Genomic DNA, 18,854 nt, shown 5'->3' on the forward strand with positions numbered 1-18,854 from the left:
ACTGCAATAATTAACCCTATTTGTACTTTCTGCATCATATTAGCTATCCTATTAGTTGCTAGGATTCAATCTTATTATTAGAAATTAACAATGGTTTCATACACAAAATATCTAATACATACTTAATGTATTATTTTTTTCTACAAAGGCTTTTTGATGTTACATAAACTAACCTTTTCTCAAACAACTTGCTACTTTTATTTCGTATAATATACAACAGTATGTTCATACTACACCTGAGCCTTTAAAAAGCTCATATAAATGGCTAACGTTTCATAACAAGTGGGCAAAGCAGGCGGTTTATTGAACCGCCTGCTTTGTTTTATTTCTTTACTTAACTTTTTTCAAGATTGAAATCCTGCTTGTCTTAAAGACTCATTCCAATTTTCAAAATGTCTTACATAAGTAGATAAAGCAGGCATATTGGGATCTTTTAATATTTCTTTGGCAGTTGGTAACTTTTGATAGGAATGAGCCCATTCTTTTAACCTAGATAGCAAAATTCTTCTTGTATACATTTATAGCTTATAACCACCTTATCGACATAATACATTTAATTCGTTCTTGATTTATGGATTACTTTCAAAAAATAAACAAAACTAATACATACTAACGATATTAAAAAGGCAAGCATCAAAATGTGCTTGCCTTTTCTTCTAACGACGATGTTCCACAAGATCAATTACACCTAAAACAACGTGAGCTAAACCAAATCCAAATACTGTATTTGCAATCATCTTATTAGATCCACGAGTTTGCTTTAAGGCATAACCCGCAGCTGTAACTGCTGTACCTAATGTAGTTGGAATTAATCCTTCACGAATATTCATAGTAACGTCCTCCTAGTATCGCAGTTAGTAATCCTGCTTTAATACTTTGGAATTAAAAGTACTAAAACAAGTATTAGTATTTTCCTGTCTAGTGAAAATATGCGGATTTATTTTAACTATCTTCTTTTCATTATGATACAGCGTAACTAAAAATGTTAATGCGTAAGTTGTTTTAATACATTTACATGTTCTCTATCTATATCTAAAATAGCATGTATTAACATATGACTTTCTGGATCCAAATCACCCTGTACAATTTCTTCTGATATTTGAACACCATAATAACTTTCACCCTTTAACGCGCTACTTACAATTCCTTCTTTTGTATCTGGTACTGTAAATTGACTTATCCAACCTTGAACAGAGCCAACAATTCCTTCATCATCAACCGGTACTCCTCCAAGATTTTGTATTCTTTCTGCTACTTTTAAGGCATGTTGTTTGTGATCTTGTTGTATTCTTTGAAATTCCTTTTTTATTTCTGGATCTTTTAACTTCTCTATAAAATGCTCATAGGCATGAATGCCCATGTACTGTCCTTTTAGAAAGGCATTTAATGTATTGACTACACTCTGTTTTTCCATATCATCACTCCCTTTTTACGTTATCCTTTTACAGAAGTCGATGGATTATCCATATCGTGTGTGCAATACTATTAGTTAATTTCTTGTTATACCGTTCCTCTAAATTCTCACTCCTCTTTCAATCACCTTGATATAAGTATCATTTTTGTTTATTCAATTCCCATTAGGTTCATACTAACTTTTGTTTGAAAAATATGAGAAATGGAGTTGGATTAAATATGGAATTTGAAGGTAGAAATTCTACAGAATCTGCACTTCTTCATTATAAGTATGGTTTGGGTTTATTTACTGAGAAGATGCCTAAACTAGCCGAAGAATTTAATTCCTTTACAGAAGAATGCTTTAAAGAAGGCACCTTATCAAAAAAAACAAAAACAGTTAATTGCTTTAGGTATTAGCCTTTATTCTCAGGATGAATATTGTATCATTTATCACATTAAAGGGTGTCTAGATCAAGGAGCTTCAGAACAGGAGATCTTTGAGACGGTGGGAGTGACAGCTGCATTTGGTGGTGGTGCTACTATGAGTCAGGCAGTAACGCTTGTACAAGAGAGTATGCAAAAATTAAAGCAGTAATAGGGATATCCTCATGGCTTAAGGAATATAATTCTCGAATTCATGTGTAGCTATCTTTACACAATAAATAAAAACAAAAAACTTGGGTGCAATTCACACGCGCCCAAGTTTTTTGTTTTTATCCTTAATTCATACTATAAATTGCCCGAGATAAGTATGTAGCAAAGGTAGTCCATAACAAGTAGGGGATTAGAAGCCATGCAGCCACTTTAGATAGACAGAATGAATAAATTATAAGAAGGAATGTAGTAACGTCCACCAGAAGGCAATCTAACGTCGCTAATAATAAATCTTTTTGGTGGAACTAAAAAAAGTAAAAGCCAGATTTAGAATATACTTTAGAACTGATAGAGTAATTAAGTTATTTTTCATCGTGAATAAATAAAAACTAGTTCAAATTCACATTTTACATCTTCCATTAGTATTAATTAATATGAAGGACAAGTAGTAAGGAGGAAACGTAGAATGAATCAAACTTATGAAGAAAGTGCATTGTTTGAACATAAATTTTGGCTTAGAGTTCTTGGGGATCATGCACAGTTCCTTTTAGATACATTAGCTCCAAAAGAAACTGCAGATATTCAAAGAGCTATATATTTTGTAGAGAAATTTGATGGATATTTAAGTCGTATTAATACTGTTAGTTTAATTGAATTTGCGAAAGATGTTAAACAATTGGCAGAAGAGATTAGGCAATTTAAGTTGAGTATTATACAAAAGCAATTGGAGGGGAAAATAGTTATCCACTTTACTCCAACTTTTATGCCAAGAGAGAGTAATAATAGGTAAAACGAACTATTTGTGTGAACGTTATAAAAAAGGTTGTGATTTCATTATTTCAGGTACGATACTTGAAATAAGAATCACAACAAGTCAGATCAAGAAGTTATTAGAAAAGAATATGACGGATATAATCCAAGGTTTTATATCGAAAAAAACGGGGAAATCGTTTGGTGCAAAATTAACATATGACTCCGCACAGAAGAGAATCACTTTTTTATATGAGAAGAAGAAATAATATTATAAAATCCTAAATTTCATATATAAAATTAATAAGAATTATGATATGATGAAAGTAACAAAATACTTCTAAATCTACCTGCAAAAGGACACACCTACGCATACATATGCCATAGGTGTGTCCTTTTTTCGTTGTCTATAAATCCCTAAAAAAGAGAGAGGAGGAAGATATATTGCGTACGAGTGAAATACCATCTACAGATGTATCTTTTGAGAATGTGGAGAGTCATAAGCGTAATAAGGGGAATGAAATATCAGCATGTCCCAAATGTAAAAAGCAATCATTCAGGGCTACGTTTAACGAACATCCAAAGTGGGTTCGTTTTTGCTTGTGTTGTGATTATAAAGAAGTTAATCCAGCATATAGTCCATTTGTATATTAAGTAGAGTGATACTAATAGGAAAGGATACTACGGTATGAAACCATGGATTAAGATTGCTTGTATAACATCATTAGTCTTTCAAATTACAGCATGTAGCAGTTCAACACAAACAAATGATTCGAGACCTGCACAAACGGCCCAGGAAGCAATCCAGCAGAATGTAGAAGGAAAGAGTAATGTTGATATTCCGGAAGCATACAGGGACAAATTAAAAGGCTTAGAAACGGGTAAAGGAAAAGTAATACATGTAAAAGACGGAGATACAGTAGATGTGAAAGTAAACGGGAAGAAGCAGACGGTAAGGTTACTTTTATTAGACACCCCTGAATCTGTTTCTCGAAAGATTCCGCCACAAAAGATGGGTAAAGAAGCATCTTCTTTTCTAAAGAAACAAATAGAAAGAAAAGATGTAACCCTGGTATATGATCACGGACAAAAAGAAGACAAGTATGGCAAAAAATTAGCGTATATATTTTGCGAGGGAATACATGTAAATGAATTAATGGTTAAATTAGGATACGGGATTGTAGCTTATATTACTAAACCGAACACTACGCTGCTTCCACAAATGTTAGATGCAGAAAAGAAAGCAAAATCATCTAAAAGTGGAGTGTGGAGTATCAAAGGTTTTGTGGATGAAAAGAAACATCATTATAACCGAAATGATGCCGCTTAACGCTTATCACTCAAGCATAGTAAGAATACTAATGCTTTGAGATTAAAATAAGGAGGTTTTTAAGTGTGAAAGAGAATAAAAGAAACATGATCTTATCGTTTGTTATTTCGATTGTCTTTATATTTTCGAGCATGAGGCCTTTCAGTAGTAACGAATACATCTATGTTATTTCAAAAATTGGAGCTGCAGCTGGTGTAATAAACATTGTGATGATGAGTGTTTTTTTGTATGTTCAAAGCAAAAAAATGAGATATTCATTGAATTAAACTGTAAGAGAGAAAGTTTTCCTTACTCACACTAAAAAGAGAGTGGTAAGGAAAACCGCGAAGGAGATGGAAGAGATGAGTCAGGTAGCGGGATTCTTGAAATTCGTTTTAGCGAAAGAAAAAAGATACGTATATTTGGCTGTATCAGAAAAGAGAAACAAACGTGTAAACACGCACATTTTTTATAAATTTGGTCAAATGGAAAAAGCATTGGAAAGTATGTACGAAATGCGGGATGATTTCGAGAATAAGTTCCCGATAGAACTAAAAGAAAAAGGATATGACTGGGAAGATATCAACGATTGGATACTTTCTATTGAGACAGGATTCTCAAAGGATGGAAATAAGCTAATCACATACGGACGCTAAGTAGAGCAGATGATTAAGTGAGGTGAATGAAGAATGGCATTAATTCGAAAGTATCATATTGCAATTGCTTGGACGATAGCTACTAGTGCAATGCTTATAAGCTTGGTTTTTAGTGAATGGATGAAACTTCCCCCATGTGATTTGTGCTGGTATCAAAGGATGGCCATGTATCCCTTAGTGTTGATATTAGGTGTTGGTATGTATAGAAAAGACCCACTGGTAAGTACATATGCATTCCCATTTGCACTTTGTGGTTTATTGCTAGCTGTTTATCAAATAACGATTCAAACCTTCCCTGCGAGTGAGATGAAAATATGTTCTGTAGGAATATCTTGTACAGAAGATTATTTGAATTTATTTGGTTTCATCTCAATACCTATGCTATCTTTTGTTGGATTTTTAGCCATTATAATACTTCTATATATTAAACCTGACAGAGAGACAAAAGACCAAATAACACAGTGATTACGAACTATATGCTTAAACAAACAAAAAATACTCATAAATTGATAATAAAAATAAAAAGGAATTTAGAAAAGGAGAAATTAAAAATGACAACAATGCAAGTAAGTAATGAGATGTACAAAATTCCAGAGGCGGATGTAGAATTATTAAAGATTATGGCCCATCCAGTTAGATTACAAATCGTGAAAGAACTAGAACGTCGCAAAGTTTGTAATGTGACACAGTTAACGGAGCTATTAGAAGTACCTCAATCTACCGTGTCTCAGCATTTATCTAAGATGCGTGGGAAGATTCTTCGCTCGGAAAGAAGAGGATTAGAGATGTACTATCATATTGCAAATTCCAAAGCATGCCAGATTGTTAGTATACTAGGTTTATAAATAACTTAAACTAAATAGCAGATTACGAGAATAAACATGAAATAAGGGCAGTTATGCCAGGCTGCCCTTATTTCATTTGTGATTTTGCATATATTTGTGCGCATTTAGTATAGCAAACATTTTTCTTCCATATCAAATAAAAAAAGCCTGTATGCACAGGCGAAAAATTAGGTAGATAAATATAGAAACAAAAATAGTATCAAGTACATTATATAAAAATACAATTGTTATAACGAAAATAATCTATCCATAGTAAAGTAAAAGAATCCCCCACATGATAAAGGATTCTTTTACCAGGTATTCGTTGGCAAATGACCTCACCTTTTATATGTTGTAAAAGGTGAGGTCATTTGTCAAAAGGCATTTGCTATAGAATAACAAACTTCCTCTCTTTAAGAGGTACGGAAACGATTCAGGGAATGAGGGGCCACTCTGGGATTAAATTGCAATTTTAAAATTTAAACAAAAACCGAAAGTAAACTTTTTTAATGTTCATTTAGTGAAAACGAGTTTTACAAAAGTATGAAAATAGCAAACTAATAACAACCAGTTGTATTATTGACATTATTTCAAAAAGAACTTGTATTAATTGCTACAAGTTCTTTTTGCTTTTTATTATAAATTCGAAAGTAAACTTTTGAATTTTAGAACGGATTTCTAATATAATTTATATTCTGAATATAGTGTTATCTAATACGGAATATATGGCAACTTAAAAATTCAGGGAACACGCTAGAAATTACACTAAAAAATATATTTCTCAATTCTAGATTAAGAGTTTGTAAATTATACTGAATGGGTATCAAAATAACCAAATTAAGGGAGAGATGAATTGATTGTTGAAATTGTATTCTACTTTACTATGTACAGTTTGAAGTTCGAAATATTGGACGTATTTTTTGCTATAGAAGGAGTGCGAACAATAATATAATTTCATTTTATAAAATAGAAAGGGTGTATTGTTATGGTAAAAAGAGATATTTCAGCAAGGGACCTTGGTGGTAAGGAAGAATCTCCATTTTTACTAAAAAAAGAAGACTGGATTAAAGTTCAAAAATACACAGGTGATGGTGCATATTTACCTGTAAATGATCGAGAGATGCGCCTTGCTTTATTAATGGGTAGCTCAGCAACACTTCCAGATTTTAAAGAGTTATATACTGTTCATACAAGTATTAAAGGTCATTGTGGAAACTGGAACGATAATACCTACAGAGAAGTTCTTACTGTTGCGAATCAAATTGTCAATTATTCAAGAAGAGCAAAGGTCTACTATCAACCCTTAATTGGTTATTTACCAGATATTTTAGATGGGGATACGGTGGCGTTAGAACAGTTCAAGAAAATTTGTGCCAGGTTAGCGAATGAAGCGAAAGAATTTGGGGACCACGCTAAAACATTAGCGGATGCCGTTGGACAATTCGCTAAAGATACTAAATCTGATTATACTAACTTAACAACGGTAAAAAATAAATATGATAAATTGTATGGCGATCATAGCGAAGAGGTAAAACGCCTTAGAGCTGAAGTAGAAAGCTTGCGGAAAGATCTAGAGAAATACATGGAAGAGTTCAAAGATTATGAATCTCAATCTTGGCTGTCTTTACTACTTGGCCCTGTTTTTGGTTTTGCGTTAAAGGCAATTCTCGATAGTACGAAAGGAAAAGCGTTACAAGCTAGAATTGAAGCCACAAGAGAAAAAATCAAAGCAAATGGGGAAATCATACAGCGAAATGTTTATTTGATGGCTTTACTCGATAAGGCAGATGTGGGAACCGACAAAACCCAAAAACAAATTGAGGATGCGCTTCCTGTAATTGAGAAAATCAAGGGGATTTGGAATTCTCTTCACGAAGATCTATCAGTACTATCGGAAATTGTAATGGAAGATATTCAAAATGATCCGGAATTTGCTGATTTAGGAATTGAATTGGCAATTTTACAATGGGAAGCAGTAGGTAAACAAGCGGATGATTTCCGAGTTAATGCAGATGTAGAATATATAGTTGATCAATATATTGCATAAGTACACTAAAAGTAATTAATAGAACCGAACAAATAGAATAAACCTATGTGTTATCTCAAATAAATCAGTTGTTTTTATTACGTAAGTTTAAGAATTGAGCAGTTACAACAAATAACTTAACCGTTAATATAGGGATAAAAGGAGCTAAAGAAACAGAGATTGAATTCTCGCTTGTGTAATATTTAACTTCTTTTGTCCCTAATTTTATGTAGATGGGGGAAATACATGTTAGCCCATAAAGTGGATTATAAAAAACTATATGAAGAATTGTTGAATAATCAGCATATCCCAGGAACTTTTTACTCAAGTACTACGAAAACAAAATATGAAATTCGCAGTTTATTTGTTGATTTAGGTGAAGTATATAAGTTTATTGAGGAAAATCAACTAATGCCAAATATGATTTCGATTTTTGCAGATGTTGTTCGAATTCCTGATAAATTTAACTGTACTTTAAAAGATATGCAACTAGTTATCCGAACAAGACGTGTGGAAATTGAATCAGATGGAAAAGCAGAGATTCGACTAGATTACAAAGATGGAAGTAAGCTCGCACAATTGACGATTTATGGACTTGAGCTTTCTGGAACGTTACATGCTATTCCTATCTACAATCAAAGTTCCCCATCGCCATATCCAATAGAACTGAGAAATAAAGGCGTACGTTTGTCCGATAAAGATGGTACATTCACCAAAGAAGAAATTACGTATGTAGTTCCTACACCTCAATTCCCAAAACTATTTATGTCTGTTTTCCAAGTAGCTTGTCTATTTTATGAATCTCAACCGGATATTGCAGCTGATCAGTTAAACTGGTTGAAAACTTTTACAGCTCAATATAAAGATTTAAGTTCATTGTGTATACAAAGCACTGCGTTACTTACCATTTTAACCGCTAACCATGGTGAGAATACGTTTGTTCCACTTCTGGATAAAGATCTTTATAGGGATGAAATTAATGCTTTCTTGGCGGCAGCACAACAGTTTGAGGAACAATATCACCGTTACTTAGATAAAAACCTAGCAATTGCAGATCGAAAGGCAGCAGCTACTCTTATGCTCCAGCATGAACAGGATACATTGTTATTTAAAGAAACACTAATTAATCAAGCAAAAGATAATCTGAGAAGTGCTCAAAATGCTGTTGAATCATCTTTGTATCAATTCGAAAAACAGCAACATGTTGTAACAATAGCTAAAATTGATTTCGAGTATGGGCTTAAAAAGTATCATTATGAACAACAAATGAAAATGGCTTTTAAAATGGTGAGCGCCGTTCTTAATTTTGCAGAATCTATAGGCTCGATAATTGCTACAGGAGGGACTGCAGCACCTGGAGAAATTATCGATATAATTAATAGTTTAAAAGAAGTAATAGAAGCTGGAGGTCAGCTAGCTGCATTAGCGCAATCATTAAAAGAATGTATGGAGAAACTTAATGAATTAGTTGAATTAATTAATAAAATATATGCACTAGCTGCAGAGATATCAAAAGCATCTACGGATATGGAGTTCTCAGAAGAACTCTTAAAAAAAATTCAAGAAAATGAGTGGGAACTTCCTAAAGAGGATCTGACTGGAGAGGCAACGTGGAAAATATTTCAGTTGAAAATAGCTGCTGCTTTAGAAGATGCCATTAAGAAAGAAGTTGAGGGGGCTAGAGAATATCTACTATCATTAGATATTCTAGCTGTTTATGGTCAAACACTTGCTTCGAATCAAGTTATTATCATTCGCTGTAGTCAAGAGCTATTTCGTCTGTTGCTAGAAAAACATATTCATCAAGCAGATCTTGCGAGATTGAAAGAGTATATTAAGAATCTTGAAGGGCAAGAATCTGAAAACGAAGAAATGGAACAAAAATTATATCAACGCTATTTAGATATGAAGCAAATTCTATTTGTAGCTTTAGCAAATTATAAACATGCTTATAAGTATTGGGCTCTTCGCGATTCAGATGTAAATCCTAATATTTTAAAAGATGTATCAGAATTAAAAGTGGATGTTGCTACATTACAAAAGGACTGTATGGAGGCCTTAAAACAGTTTAATCCACCACCTCAACCATTTCAAAATCGAACAATAGAGATTACAGATTCTAATGCTTTGAAAACCCTGAAGGAGACAAGAGAAGCTTCTTGGGAAATCAACCTAAATGATTCGTTTTTTGAAAACGAGTACCGTGTTCGACTTAAATTAATGCGAATTTGGTTAGATGGAGTTGACGCTACTTCTAAAGTACAAATACGGATCACGAATTCGGGACATTATTATGATGATTATAAAAATAAAAAGTTTCAATTTAATACAGAGCCCTTTAATCGAGGTTTTAGCTATGTAGGTTCAACGATTATTACTGATGGCACGATAGCAGAGGAATTTGCTTATGATTACTTTATTCCAAATCCTTTTACAACTTGGACAATTAAAGTACAGGATGGGCCAGATCTTTCTAAGATTACAAAAATCCGAATGGAACTAGCAGGATCTCTTGTTGCTAATTACAAGAAAAAAATCCTGTCTTAAATGCTTTAATGGAATCTTTTTAAAATGGAATAAGCAATTACAACTTAAAATAATTTAGAGGGGTGTTAACATGAACAATTTAGCCTTTTCTCCACGTGAATTAGGCGGGAAACATTCCCCTTTTCTCCTAACAATAGATGAATGGCGTTCATTCGCTCAATATTTGAACAGATGGATTTCAGCACCAACTAGTATCGATCAAGTCAAGGAAAGAATGTATCTCGTACTTGATGGGAAAGTCAAAAGTAATTGGGATAGACTCATAACAACTTCTACTTTTCGTAGATTAGTTGAAGAGGCAATTGCAACTAAGTTAAACGTTAGAGAAAAATGTAGGTTCTGGGACAATGGAGGACATAAAGATATACTTATCATTGCTCAAAATATTGTAGCCTTTGCGGATTTAATCTCTATTAAATATTATAATGATCTTAATCAAGTAATATCGGAAGCATTAACTGGTAAATTATCCCCCAATACAAAATCTAAATTCATAAATATGTGTAAAGATCTATCTAATCACGCACAAACATATTATCAACAGTCTCAGTCTTTGGCAACATCCCTTTCCGAATTTTATTCAGAGATTCAAAAATACGAAGAAGCAGAACAAACTTGGTCATATCTGATGTCACAGTTACCACTGCAAAATTCAAATGATTTCGTTGTCGCACAAAACACGGTTGTCTATTTAGTAGCTCCAGTCATGAGTTTGATTCGGAATAAAGAGTTCGTGTTACCTGTTATTCGAAAAGTCCATAGAATATGGAGCGCTATATCTTATGATCTAAAAGAACTAGCAGATAATATTGATGATATCGAAAATTTAGAGGAGTTTATTGCTGCTTTAGAACTTGAATTGGCCTTTGAAGATTGGAAAGCAATTCGTGATGAAGCTGAAAACTTCTATAAAAACGCAATTAACATTTCTTGAGGCTAATTACTCTTATTATAAATGTAGAGTACCGCCCAATCAGCTAAACGAACAAAACAAAAGAAGAATCCAAGTTGGATTCTTCTTTTGTTTTGTTCGTAAAGGTATACTTTTACGAATTTTTTTTATTCTCTTATGACTGTCAAAGACTCACTTGAAGCTTACTTTGGAGAGCTTGAGTACCATGCCCAACAATATGTAGAACAAAAATAATGAATTCATAGAAAAGGGCAAGCATGAAGCTTGCCTTGTTTTTTTATTCTATTGGATCACTAGGATTACCCGCCCTATCAATAACACGATAATGTAAGGAAACACCTCTATTCTTTATTTTTTTAGCATCAGCAAATGGAATTTCAATTCCAATTGCGTTATTAACTTCATCTTCATCTATCGTATAGTCGTGTCTACGACCATCCCAAAAAATTTGAATTGTATCTCCAACTTGCATATCTGGATAAGGTTCTATTGTAACTTTAATACTCTCGCTTGCACTTTTCGTATCAATCATATCAATATCCAAAGGCGTTAATTCCTTATCAAAATCATTTGATTTATTAGTATCCATCCTTATCTCCCCTTTTAATTTAATAATTACTACGTACCACCATATTATTTCTGTTTTATGTAAGCTTATCCCTTTTTATAGTCAAGTAGATAATAAGGCATCGGAGAAGTAGTTTGATACTTCCAAAAAGCACACCTTTTAAAACGTGTTTAATATTTGTAAATTCATAATGAGTTTTACAAAACTAAGAAAATGTTAAACCCATAAAAACCCGTTGTATCATGTGTATGTACTGATACAACGGGTTTTTTATATGAATATTTAACTGTCTATTTTACTAATTATAAAAAAACATGAACTTAGTTTTACTTTTTAGGCCGGCTGGGTACGGAAATAATTAGAGGAATAAACTTCCAGAGTGGCCCCTCATTCCCTGAATCGTTTCCGTACCCCTTTAAATGTTCTAATCTTTTTAAATCCTTCTTATGGGTGCAAAAGGAATGGTGTAACTATAGCACTTTTATAATATAGTTTGATTTTAATATTCTTATATCTTTTAATTTTCACAAGGGAGACCCTTATAGAAAAATAAAAGCCCTCACAATAAAAGTGAAGACTTTTGTTTATTTATCAACCACCAGTGTGACCGTGAGCATACTGTACAATGTTCTCTTCACTAAGCGCTTTTTGTGTATCAGTTACATTTCCAGAATTAAACATGAATGTAAATACAGCTGTAATTCCAATTAAGCTAAAAATGACTTTTTTCATTTTAAAGCCTCCTTCTCAAAGTTTTGTTCTTCTGCTTGATGACTAAGATAAAAATAATCACTTGCTTTTGAACGATTATTTTCTTGATGGAACAAAACTGCTAATTTTTTAGCGTACACTTGTACATATTCGTGTAAGTCTTCTCTATTAAAATACGAGATTCCTGTTTCAAGCGTTTTTTCTAATTCGTCAGCAGTTACTTTTTGATTTAATTTTTCTAAAATTAGAAAGTGATGTTCGTACTCTTCATTCTTTAGCTCTCTACAAATTTCCAATCCTCTATCTATAAGGTTAGAAGTTTCTTCGTGTTCACCAATTTTCATATGCTCCCTAGCTTTGATAAAGATCGCTTTATAATCTTTAGGAAGTTCTTGTGTTACTTCAGAGAGATAGCGTATTGCTAATTCCGATAAATTTTGGCCAGAATACATTAAACCTAAGTTGTGACGTACAAACGTAATGTATTTTTCTTCGCCAGATTTTTTAAATGTATTAATCGCTGTAATAAAGTGCTCTTCAGCTTCCTCAAATTGTTTTAAATGCGTACAAGCCAATCCAATTAAATTATCACATAACCCAATAGTAGTCTCATATCCTGTATGCTTTTCGAATATTTTCTTTGCTTTGGTAGCTTCTTTGATTGCTGCAAGAGGCTTGTAGATATGGTAATGAAAAGTTGATAGTTTGAAATAAAATTCAGCGTGTTCAACTTCATCCGGAATATGATTTAATAGTGCTTCGGCCTTGTTATAATGTTCCCTTGCACTTGTGAAGTTACCTGTAATATTCGAATGAATAGCTTTAAAGAAATGGTAGTAGTATGATAAAAACTGATCTGTAGGTACCTCGAATGAGTCCACCTTATCAAAACTGTCTTTTCCAATACTTAAACTATCAATCATATATTGATGACGAAAATCTAAAAGAGCATAGTATAAAAGTAGGTTTTGGTCTTCTTCAATGCTATGTATTTTTTGGTCAATCTCAAGTTTTAATGTATGCGCCTCTCCTATGTGTCTGGCACGAATCTCTATATACCAGTCATTTAACATTTTGGTAACTTGCTCATTCCCCTTTACTGAAACAATCATTTATATATTCCCCCATCCTATAGAATTATCCTAATGCTATTTATTACCATCATAGCAAACTAGCAGCAGTATTTGAGTGAATTCGATATATTTATCAATAAAATTCAGAAAAAATAGTTAATTTATAACGATTTTATTTGCATTAGTACTTTAACCTGTACCAATTCACGTTTGCGTGAAAGGAGGGCGTTTAGAAATGAAAGTAGACCGAATTTTTGAAGGTACTAGTGAAGATGGAGTATGGAATAAGGCTATATTTAAGGTGAAAGAAGGTATCTATTATTATGTATCTGAGAATAGTACGATTGAGGTAACTGGCCATGAATTTCTAGATGTAAGCACATTAGAAGAAGTACACCAGGGAGAAAATCATAATTTATTTGCTGTAAAAGGGGATGAAAGAGACATTTTACAGCAGTTAGAGCTGGATGGTTTTGATAGTGAAGACGTTGAATGGGGGGACCTTAATCTGTTGGATAATGAAATTCTAAGTAGTACGGATGCAATAGAAGAATGGGGAATTGATGCATCAACATTACGTAAAAGAATTAATGATTTTCCAAAAGGTTCAATTCGTAAAATTGGAACGACATATGCTGTTACTCGATTTGGAATGCGCTGCGTCTTCGGTTCAAATGAGAAATAAGTAAAAATACAATAGGGGAGTGAAGGCCAATGAAGAATCACACCAGGAGCTCTAAAGGGCAATTACTGCAAACGAATAAGAAATGGTCGCACCTAAAGCAAAAACAGCGTAAAACCATTTCAAATTGGTTGAGAGAGGCTTATATAGAGAAGATTAAGGTTCATAACCGTAGATTGAAACCCAAGGAACACGAGGATGTTTTAATCCAGGTAATGCTTAAAATTCGTGAGCATGAAATTTGGATTCCAGAATATGAAGTGGAGAAGTATTACAAGGGGAAAATAAATAAGTGGTATAACAAACATAATTCATTAAATCTTAAAAATGATAGCGGAGGAACAATATGAAACATACTATTTTAATATTTTTATTAGGAGGATACATATGAGATTAAATAAAGGCGAAAGATCATTGCCTGTATTATTAGCGTATGAAAGAGATGAAAGTGGGAATCTTGCAGTTTGGTGCCCATATTGTGCGACATGGCATCTTCATGGACAAGGAGACGGGCATCGTAGTGCTCATTGCCAGAATATGAGGAGTCCATTTATAGAAACAGGATACATTATAAAAAAGGGATCGAAAAAAGATTATGCTTTCGGTAGAACGTATTATGATAGTTATGACAACTTAGATTTGAAATATCGTTACTAGATGGTTTTGCTGTAATTTAAGAATCAATTTATTAGTAATACTAATAAGTTAGTCTTTTATAATCAGATAAAATATTAGAAGGAAGTGGAAGTTTAATGGGATATAGTACTCTATCTCTTGATTTTAAAAATAAAGTAGTTGTCGATAAAACGAAGTGGAAAGAAATATGGGACAATTGTATGGAGCCAGATAGTTTTGCTGAGTATGTGTATATAGTCATTGAAAATGCGGCTCGTCGTTATAAATTTAAACATGACTTTGAACCAGAGATATACATGTTTAATTTAAATAGCTCTTATAAGGTGAATCTGAGATTGGGTAATAAAAAATACATATTGAAAATGAATCCCTTTGATGAAAGTCAACTTGTTAATGCGGAATAAGGTTATTATAAGTAACATCTTTTAATCAAACTATATTTCAAATCAATATTAATAGCTTTATTGTTATGGAGGAATTATAGTGCAACCTAAAAAAGAGCATATCTATCATTTTACGAACTTTTTAGATTTTGAATACATCTGTCTTGAGAAGAAGGGGCTTGGTTTTCCAGAACTAGAAGAAGTGATGTTTAGTTATGTTCTCTCTATGCCACAAGGAACCCTAGAGTTTAAAGAATGTTGGATATCCCGTGATGTTGATTTGAAATAAAGTCGTACCGTTTATAAAAAAGTTTGATCAAAAATCCTGCTTGAAATGCAGGATTTTTCTTGTTCAATAAACGGGCTGAATTTATAATAAGATTAGGTAAGATAGCAGAAATTAAATGTCTTTTTTAAAATATAAAATTGGAGAACTTTTTAAAATACTTTTTTAGAAATGGACTTATTTTGGTTTGAAAGGAAGACGTAAATTTCGATCAAACCAAGTCATCATTCAAAATGGATTCCTATTAAAACACTTATAGTAATTTGAATTTCCAATAATAAATTAGAGCAAAATTATGAAAGACTATAAACCTCGGTTGCTACTTTTAAAAAGGATTGAACTGCCGGGGGTGTGTCCTGTTTTGACATACAAGCTAATGCTATTTTCCTTAAACTTGCTAATTGTAACCTTTTTATGTCGATATTTGGCTGAGTTTTAAGAAATAGCTCTGAACCAACTGTAACCCCAAGACCTTCATTAACCATGTTTGCAATTGTATTACAATCCTGAACTTCAAAGCGTACATTAGGCTGTACCTTCGCTTTCTTAAAAATTTCTTCTATATATAATTGATACATTCCTTTTGGCATAATCAACGGTTCGTTTTTCAAATCCTCAATTTGAATAAAGTCTTTCCCTAAGAATCTTCCGTTATCCGGGAATGCTACAGCTATTGTATCTTCAATAAGTGGAACGGTATCAAATTCACAATCTAAATCATGTTCAATTATAAATCCGACATCAATTACCCCCGTTTTAAGCCATTCAATAATTTCTTCATAGGATCCTTCAAATAATTTCAATTCAATTTTGGGATATTTCCTATGAAACTTTGAAATGATTTTCGGTAAAAGACATGCTGATGCACTTGTAAAACTTCCAATGCGAATCGTTCCTATTTCTAAATTCGCTTGTAAGGCTATTTCTTGATTAATATGTTCCATTCTGTTTAAAATTTCACGGACCTGAATTAAAATTTTAGTTCCAATTTCAGTAAGAGCTAAATCTTTTCCTTTTTCTCTGATTAAAAGATTAACTGCCCATTCACTTTCAAGACTAGCGATGGCATGGCTGACAGCCGACTGTGTTATGTGCAGGGCTTTGGCTGCTTTCGTAAAACTGCTAAGCTCGACAACTTTAGAAAAAACTTCGAAACGCGCAATTGTCATGAGTTTTTACTCATCTCCTATATTAAAAATATCAATTTTACTCATGATAACATGTGTTTTAAACTAGGAAAAGAAAAAGAAATTAGTGGGAGATGAATTTATGAATAAATTAATGATATATCTTTTAGCGTTAGGGGCATTCTTAACTGGAACCGCAGAATTTGTTGTTTCTGGTATTCTAGAAATTATTGCTAAAGATTTAGATGTTTCAATATCAGCGGCAGGACAATTAATTTCAATATATTCCATTTTCTATGCATTAGGAGCGTTCTTTTTAGTGTTATTAACAGCTAAATGGGATAGAAAAAAGGTCCTTTCAATTTCTTTGTTCATCTTTTTCATTGGAAATCTAATTGCATTTTTAAGTTCCAACTTTATTCTGGCGATGCTATCACGGATTATATTGGCGATGAGTGGCGGATTGTTCACAGTTGTCGCAACAAACTATGCTGCTCACCTAGCATCTCCTGACAAAAAAGGTAAAGCGATGGCCACAGTTACTACAGGTTTTACTATATCACTAGCATTTGGGGTACCTATTGGGACTCTAACTGCTGCGTATATAGACTGGCATTATATTTATCTCATTATTGGAGGATTAACGCTTATAAATTTGCTCTTGTTAAACAGATTAGTTCCCAAATTAGAAGCAGAAAACTCAATTCCACTGAAAAAACAATTATTGGTAATAAAAGACAAGAAGGTTATAGCAGGACTTTTAACAACTGTATTTTGGATATTGGGATATACCTTGGTCTTTGCATATATTTCGCCAATCTTGAGTCAGGGGGCAAATTTTACAATTGAGTTGATTAGTATATCATTATTTGCATTGGGTATTTTTGCTTTTATAGGTACTCAAGTTGGTGGAGTAATGGCAGACAATTGGGGATCGGTTAAAGTCATTACCTGTAGTTTAATCGTTAATGCCATATCTTTATTTTTAATGAGGCCATTTTTAAACTCCACAATTGCTATTTTGCTTATCATTATAATTTGGGCGTTAGCTACTTGGACAACAACACCTGCAATGCATGTTTATATGATTTCATTGAAACCACAGACCTCAGAAATTTTGTTGAGCTTCAATATAACGGTGATGAATATTGGTATGTCCATAGCAGCTGGTATAGGAGGAATGGTAATTAAATACACATCAACTTTAAATCTAAGCTGGATTGGTGGAGTGATGGTTATAATAGCATTGGCATTATCTTATTATTCGTTTGCAATAGATAAAAAACAAAATAAAGAGAAAGAACAAATTTGTATCAATAGTTGACTTTTAAAAACGGGGAGAAGTAACGTGGAAAAGTTCTAATTCTTACAATAGATATGTTCTCCCGTGGATTTGATGCTTATGTAGCGGGTTTTCTTCTCGAAGTTAGTACATCTTATCGGTTGGTAATTGCTGCATCTTTAAGAACAAAATTAAAGGTTCTGGTGCAAAGATTGTATTTATTTGAAAGAGGTATATAGATTCCTAATGGAATCTATTCTTATACAGCCATTCCGAATAGTTTATGAATAAACTTCACTTGACTTGTCCCTTAAAATAAGTTGGCCTTTTTTAATGATATGCATCGCTTCTATTCCTGAAAGAATAGATTTAGCTGTACGAAAAGATTTCAATCCTAGCATTGAACGAACTCTCTTTTTAATAAAACGATGATCTTGCTCTACAATGTTATTAAGGTATTTTACCTGCCTTATTTGGATGCCCACAGGCATCTTTTTCTCTGTCTTCAACTCTTCAATCGCTATAGGATAGGCCGGGTTTTTGTCCACTGTAATCACACGGGGCTTTGAAACATGAAAAGACTGCAAAGCTTTCTTGAAAAAACGCTTTGCAGCCCTATGATCTCTTGTTTTGCTTAAATGAAAATCAATTGTATATCCTTTTGAATCAACAGCACGATATAGGTACATCCATTGACCTTTGACTTTCATATACGTCTCATCGACTCGCCAAGAATCATTGGTTGACTTAAGATGACGTCGTACTCGCTTATCTAATTCGGGGCCATATTGATGAACCCATCGCATGATAGTTGTATGAGCCAGGGATAGCCCGCGTTCTTCCATCATTTCGACTAAATCACGAAAACTGAGGTTGTACCGTAGGTACCATCTCACGGTTAATAAAATAATATCCGGTTGATAATGTTTCCACTTGAATAGATTTTGCTTTTCCATACCAATCACATCCTTTTTTAGAGTAATAGTATCAGTATGTCCAAGTCTGAAAGACTTTTTTTAGATATTTTGAAGTTGTTGCACCAGAACCTAAGAAACAAAGCTCTCGTTTTTCTTACTTGATACTTACAAATTC

At 33.1% G+C, this 18,854-nt stretch carries 22 protein-coding genes and 5 pseudogenes; 18 read left to right on the forward strand and 9 right to left on the reverse strand.

Features of this window, described 5'->3' with window-relative positions; all coding sequences use genetic code 11:
• Window positions 1-344: 344 nt before the first annotated feature.
• The 3 genes from JFT89_RS10865 to JFT89_RS10875 all read right to left on the reverse strand — a co-directional run bounded on the left by JFT89_RS10865 (window position 345) and on the right by JFT89_RS10875 (window position 1,414).
• A complete protein-coding gene (locus JFT89_RS10865; RefSeq protein ID WP_201039954.1) occupies window positions 345-518 on the reverse strand; it encodes a homing endonuclease associated repeat-containing protein in 174 nt (57 codons plus the stop codon).
• 138 nt (window positions 519-656) lie between these two features.
• Entirely contained in the window at window positions 657-830 is a 174-nt protein-coding gene (locus tag JFT89_RS10870; RefSeq protein ID WP_001025956.1) for a hypothetical protein, read from the reverse strand.
• A 155-nt stretch (window positions 831-985) separates the two neighbouring features.
• Window positions 986-1,414, reverse strand: coding sequence for a DUF2383 domain-containing protein (locus JFT89_RS10875; RefSeq protein WP_201039955.1), 429 nt, complete (start codon window positions 1,412-1,414; stop codon window positions 986-988).
• 218 nt (window positions 1,415-1,632) lie between these two features.
• On the opposite strand from JFT89_RS10875, the pseudogene JFT89_RS10880 reads away from it, so the two are divergent.
• Window positions 1,633-1,990: pseudogene (locus tag JFT89_RS10880) on the forward strand (carboxymuconolactone decarboxylase family protein).
• A 124-nt stretch (window positions 1,991-2,114) separates the two neighbouring features.
• On the opposite strand, the pseudogene JFT89_RS30015 reads toward JFT89_RS10880, so the two are convergent.
• Window positions 2,115-2,341: pseudogene (locus JFT89_RS30015) on the reverse strand (tryptophan-rich sensory protein); the annotation flags it as partial.
• A gap of 114 nt (window positions 2,342-2,455) precedes the next feature.
• Between JFT89_RS30015 and JFT89_RS10890 the strand changes: the two are divergent.
• The 11 genes and pseudogenes from JFT89_RS10890 to JFT89_RS10940 all read left to right on the forward strand — a co-directional run.
• Window positions 2,456-2,755 (forward strand): annotated as a pseudogene (locus tag JFT89_RS10890) (DUF2935 domain-containing protein); the annotation flags it as partial.
• Window positions 2,751-3,008 (forward strand): annotated as a pseudogene (locus tag JFT89_RS10895) (topoisomerase C-terminal repeat-containing protein); the annotation flags it as partial. The pseudogenes JFT89_RS10890 and JFT89_RS10895, both read left to right, overlap by 5 nt.
• 175 nt (window positions 3,009-3,183) lie before the next feature.
• Entirely contained in the window at window positions 3,184-3,393 is a 210-nt protein-coding gene (locus JFT89_RS10900; protein WP_002166909.1) for a hypothetical protein, read from the forward strand.
• A gap of 34 nt (window positions 3,394-3,427) precedes the next feature.
• The gene (locus JFT89_RS10905) at window positions 3,428-4,069 is read left to right on the forward strand and encodes a thermonuclease family protein (protein WP_201039956.1); all 642 of its coding nucleotides are present in this window, start codon (window positions 3,428-3,430) and stop codon (window positions 4,067-4,069) included.
• A gap of 65 nt (window positions 4,070-4,134) precedes the next feature.
• Window positions 4,135-4,335 carry a hypothetical protein gene (locus tag JFT89_RS30215; RefSeq protein WP_201039957.1) on the forward strand — a complete coding sequence of 67 codons (201 nt, stop codon included), beginning with the start codon at window positions 4,135-4,137 and terminating at the stop codon, window positions 4,333-4,335.
• Window positions 4,336-4,410: 75 nt separating this feature from the next.
• Window positions 4,411-4,704 (forward strand): hypothetical protein, encoded by a 294-nt coding sequence (locus tag JFT89_RS10915; RefSeq protein WP_201039958.1) that lies wholly within the window; start codon window positions 4,411-4,413, stop codon window positions 4,702-4,704.
• 33 nt (window positions 4,705-4,737) lie between these two features.
• Window positions 4,738-5,169 carry a disulfide bond formation protein B gene (locus JFT89_RS10920; protein WP_201039959.1) on the forward strand — a complete coding sequence of 144 codons (432 nt, stop codon included), beginning with the start codon at window positions 4,738-4,740 and terminating at the stop codon, window positions 5,167-5,169.
• An 86-nt stretch (window positions 5,170-5,255) separates the two neighbouring features.
• Entirely contained in the window at window positions 5,256-5,549 is a 294-nt protein-coding gene (locus tag JFT89_RS10925) for an ArsR/SmtB family transcription factor (protein ID WP_201039960.1), read from the forward strand.
• Window positions 5,550-6,513: 964 nt separating this feature from the next.
• Entirely contained in the window at window positions 6,514-7,575 is a 1,062-nt protein-coding gene (locus JFT89_RS10930; RefSeq protein ID WP_048567328.1) for an alpha-xenorhabdolysin family binary toxin subunit A, read from the forward strand.
• 225 nt (window positions 7,576-7,800) lie between these two features.
• Window positions 7,801-10,101, forward strand: coding sequence for a hypothetical protein (locus JFT89_RS10935; RefSeq protein WP_151304236.1), 2,301 nt, complete (start codon window positions 7,801-7,803; stop codon window positions 10,099-10,101).
• Between the two features lie 70 nt (window positions 10,102-10,171).
• Entirely contained in the window at window positions 10,172-11,035 is an 864-nt protein-coding gene (locus JFT89_RS10940; RefSeq protein WP_151304237.1) for a hypothetical protein, read from the forward strand.
• A 256-nt stretch (window positions 11,036-11,291) separates the two neighbouring features.
• Here the strand turns inward: JFT89_RS10940 and JFT89_RS10945 are convergent, their stop codons facing one another.
• The 3 genes from JFT89_RS10945 to JFT89_RS10955 all read right to left on the reverse strand — a co-directional run bounded on the left by JFT89_RS10945 (window position 11,292) and on the right by JFT89_RS10955 (window position 13,405).
• Complete coding sequence (locus tag JFT89_RS10945; RefSeq protein ID WP_201039961.1) at window positions 11,292-11,603, reverse strand: hypothetical protein; 312 nt, start codon at window positions 11,601-11,603, stop codon at window positions 11,292-11,294.
• A 570-nt stretch (window positions 11,604-12,173) separates the two neighbouring features.
• Entirely contained in the window at window positions 12,174-12,314 is a 141-nt protein-coding gene (locus JFT89_RS10950; protein WP_016096738.1) for a hypothetical protein, read from the reverse strand.
• The gene (locus JFT89_RS10955) at window positions 12,311-13,405 is read right to left on the reverse strand and encodes a Rap family tetratricopeptide repeat protein (RefSeq protein WP_201039962.1); all 1,095 of its coding nucleotides are present in this window, start codon (window positions 13,403-13,405) and stop codon (window positions 12,311-12,313) included. The genes JFT89_RS10950 and JFT89_RS10955 overlap by 4 nt, the downstream gene beginning before the upstream one ends.
• 196 nt (window positions 13,406-13,601) lie before the next feature.
• On the opposite strand from JFT89_RS10955, the gene JFT89_RS10960 reads away from it, so the two are divergent.
• From JFT89_RS10960 to JFT89_RS10980, 5 genes are all read left to right on the forward strand, one after another.
• On the forward strand, window positions 13,602-14,051 hold the full coding sequence (locus tag JFT89_RS10960; RefSeq protein WP_201039963.1) for a helix-turn-helix domain-containing protein: 450 nt from the start codon (window positions 13,602-13,604) through the stop codon (window positions 14,049-14,051).
• A gap of 29 nt (window positions 14,052-14,080) precedes the next feature.
• A complete protein-coding gene (locus JFT89_RS10965; protein WP_201039964.1) occupies window positions 14,081-14,398 on the forward strand; it encodes a transposase in 318 nt (105 codons plus the stop codon).
• Between the two features lie 37 nt (window positions 14,399-14,435).
• Window positions 14,436-14,705 carry a hypothetical protein gene (locus JFT89_RS10970; protein ID WP_088610576.1) on the forward strand — a complete coding sequence of 90 codons (270 nt, stop codon included), beginning with the start codon at window positions 14,436-14,438 and terminating at the stop codon, window positions 14,703-14,705.
• A 95-nt stretch (window positions 14,706-14,800) separates the two neighbouring features.
• On the forward strand, window positions 14,801-15,088 hold the full coding sequence (locus tag JFT89_RS10975) for a hypothetical protein (protein WP_201039965.1): 288 nt from the start codon (window positions 14,801-14,803) through the stop codon (window positions 15,086-15,088).
• A 79-nt stretch (window positions 15,089-15,167) separates the two neighbouring features.
• Window positions 15,168-15,356, forward strand: a complete 189-nt coding sequence (locus JFT89_RS10980) for a hypothetical protein (RefSeq protein ID WP_242488385.1) — start codon at window positions 15,168-15,170, stop codon at window positions 15,354-15,356.
• Between the two features lie 290 nt (window positions 15,357-15,646).
• Here the strand turns inward: JFT89_RS10980 and JFT89_RS10985 are convergent, their stop codons facing one another.
• Window positions 15,647-16,522 carry a LysR family transcriptional regulator gene (locus tag JFT89_RS10985; RefSeq protein WP_201039966.1) on the reverse strand — a complete coding sequence of 292 codons (876 nt, stop codon included), beginning with the start codon at window positions 16,520-16,522 and terminating at the stop codon, window positions 15,647-15,649.
• A gap of 100 nt (window positions 16,523-16,622) precedes the next feature.
• Between JFT89_RS10985 and JFT89_RS10990 the strand changes: the two genes are divergently transcribed.
• Complete coding sequence (locus JFT89_RS10990; RefSeq protein WP_201039967.1) at window positions 16,623-17,804, forward strand: MFS transporter; 1,182 nt, start codon at window positions 16,623-16,625, stop codon at window positions 17,802-17,804.
• Between the two features lie 217 nt (window positions 17,805-18,021).
• Here JFT89_RS10990 and JFT89_RS10995 read toward each other — a convergent pair.
• Window positions 18,022-18,718: pseudogene (locus tag JFT89_RS10995) on the reverse strand (IS6 family transposase).
• Window positions 18,719-18,854 lie beyond the last annotated feature (136 nt).

Origin of the sequence: Bacillus sp. TH25 (assembly GCF_016650935.1) — a bacterium.
GTDB classification, from domain to species: Bacteria; Bacillota; Bacilli; order Bacillales; family Bacillaceae_G; genus Bacillus_A; species Bacillus_A mycoides.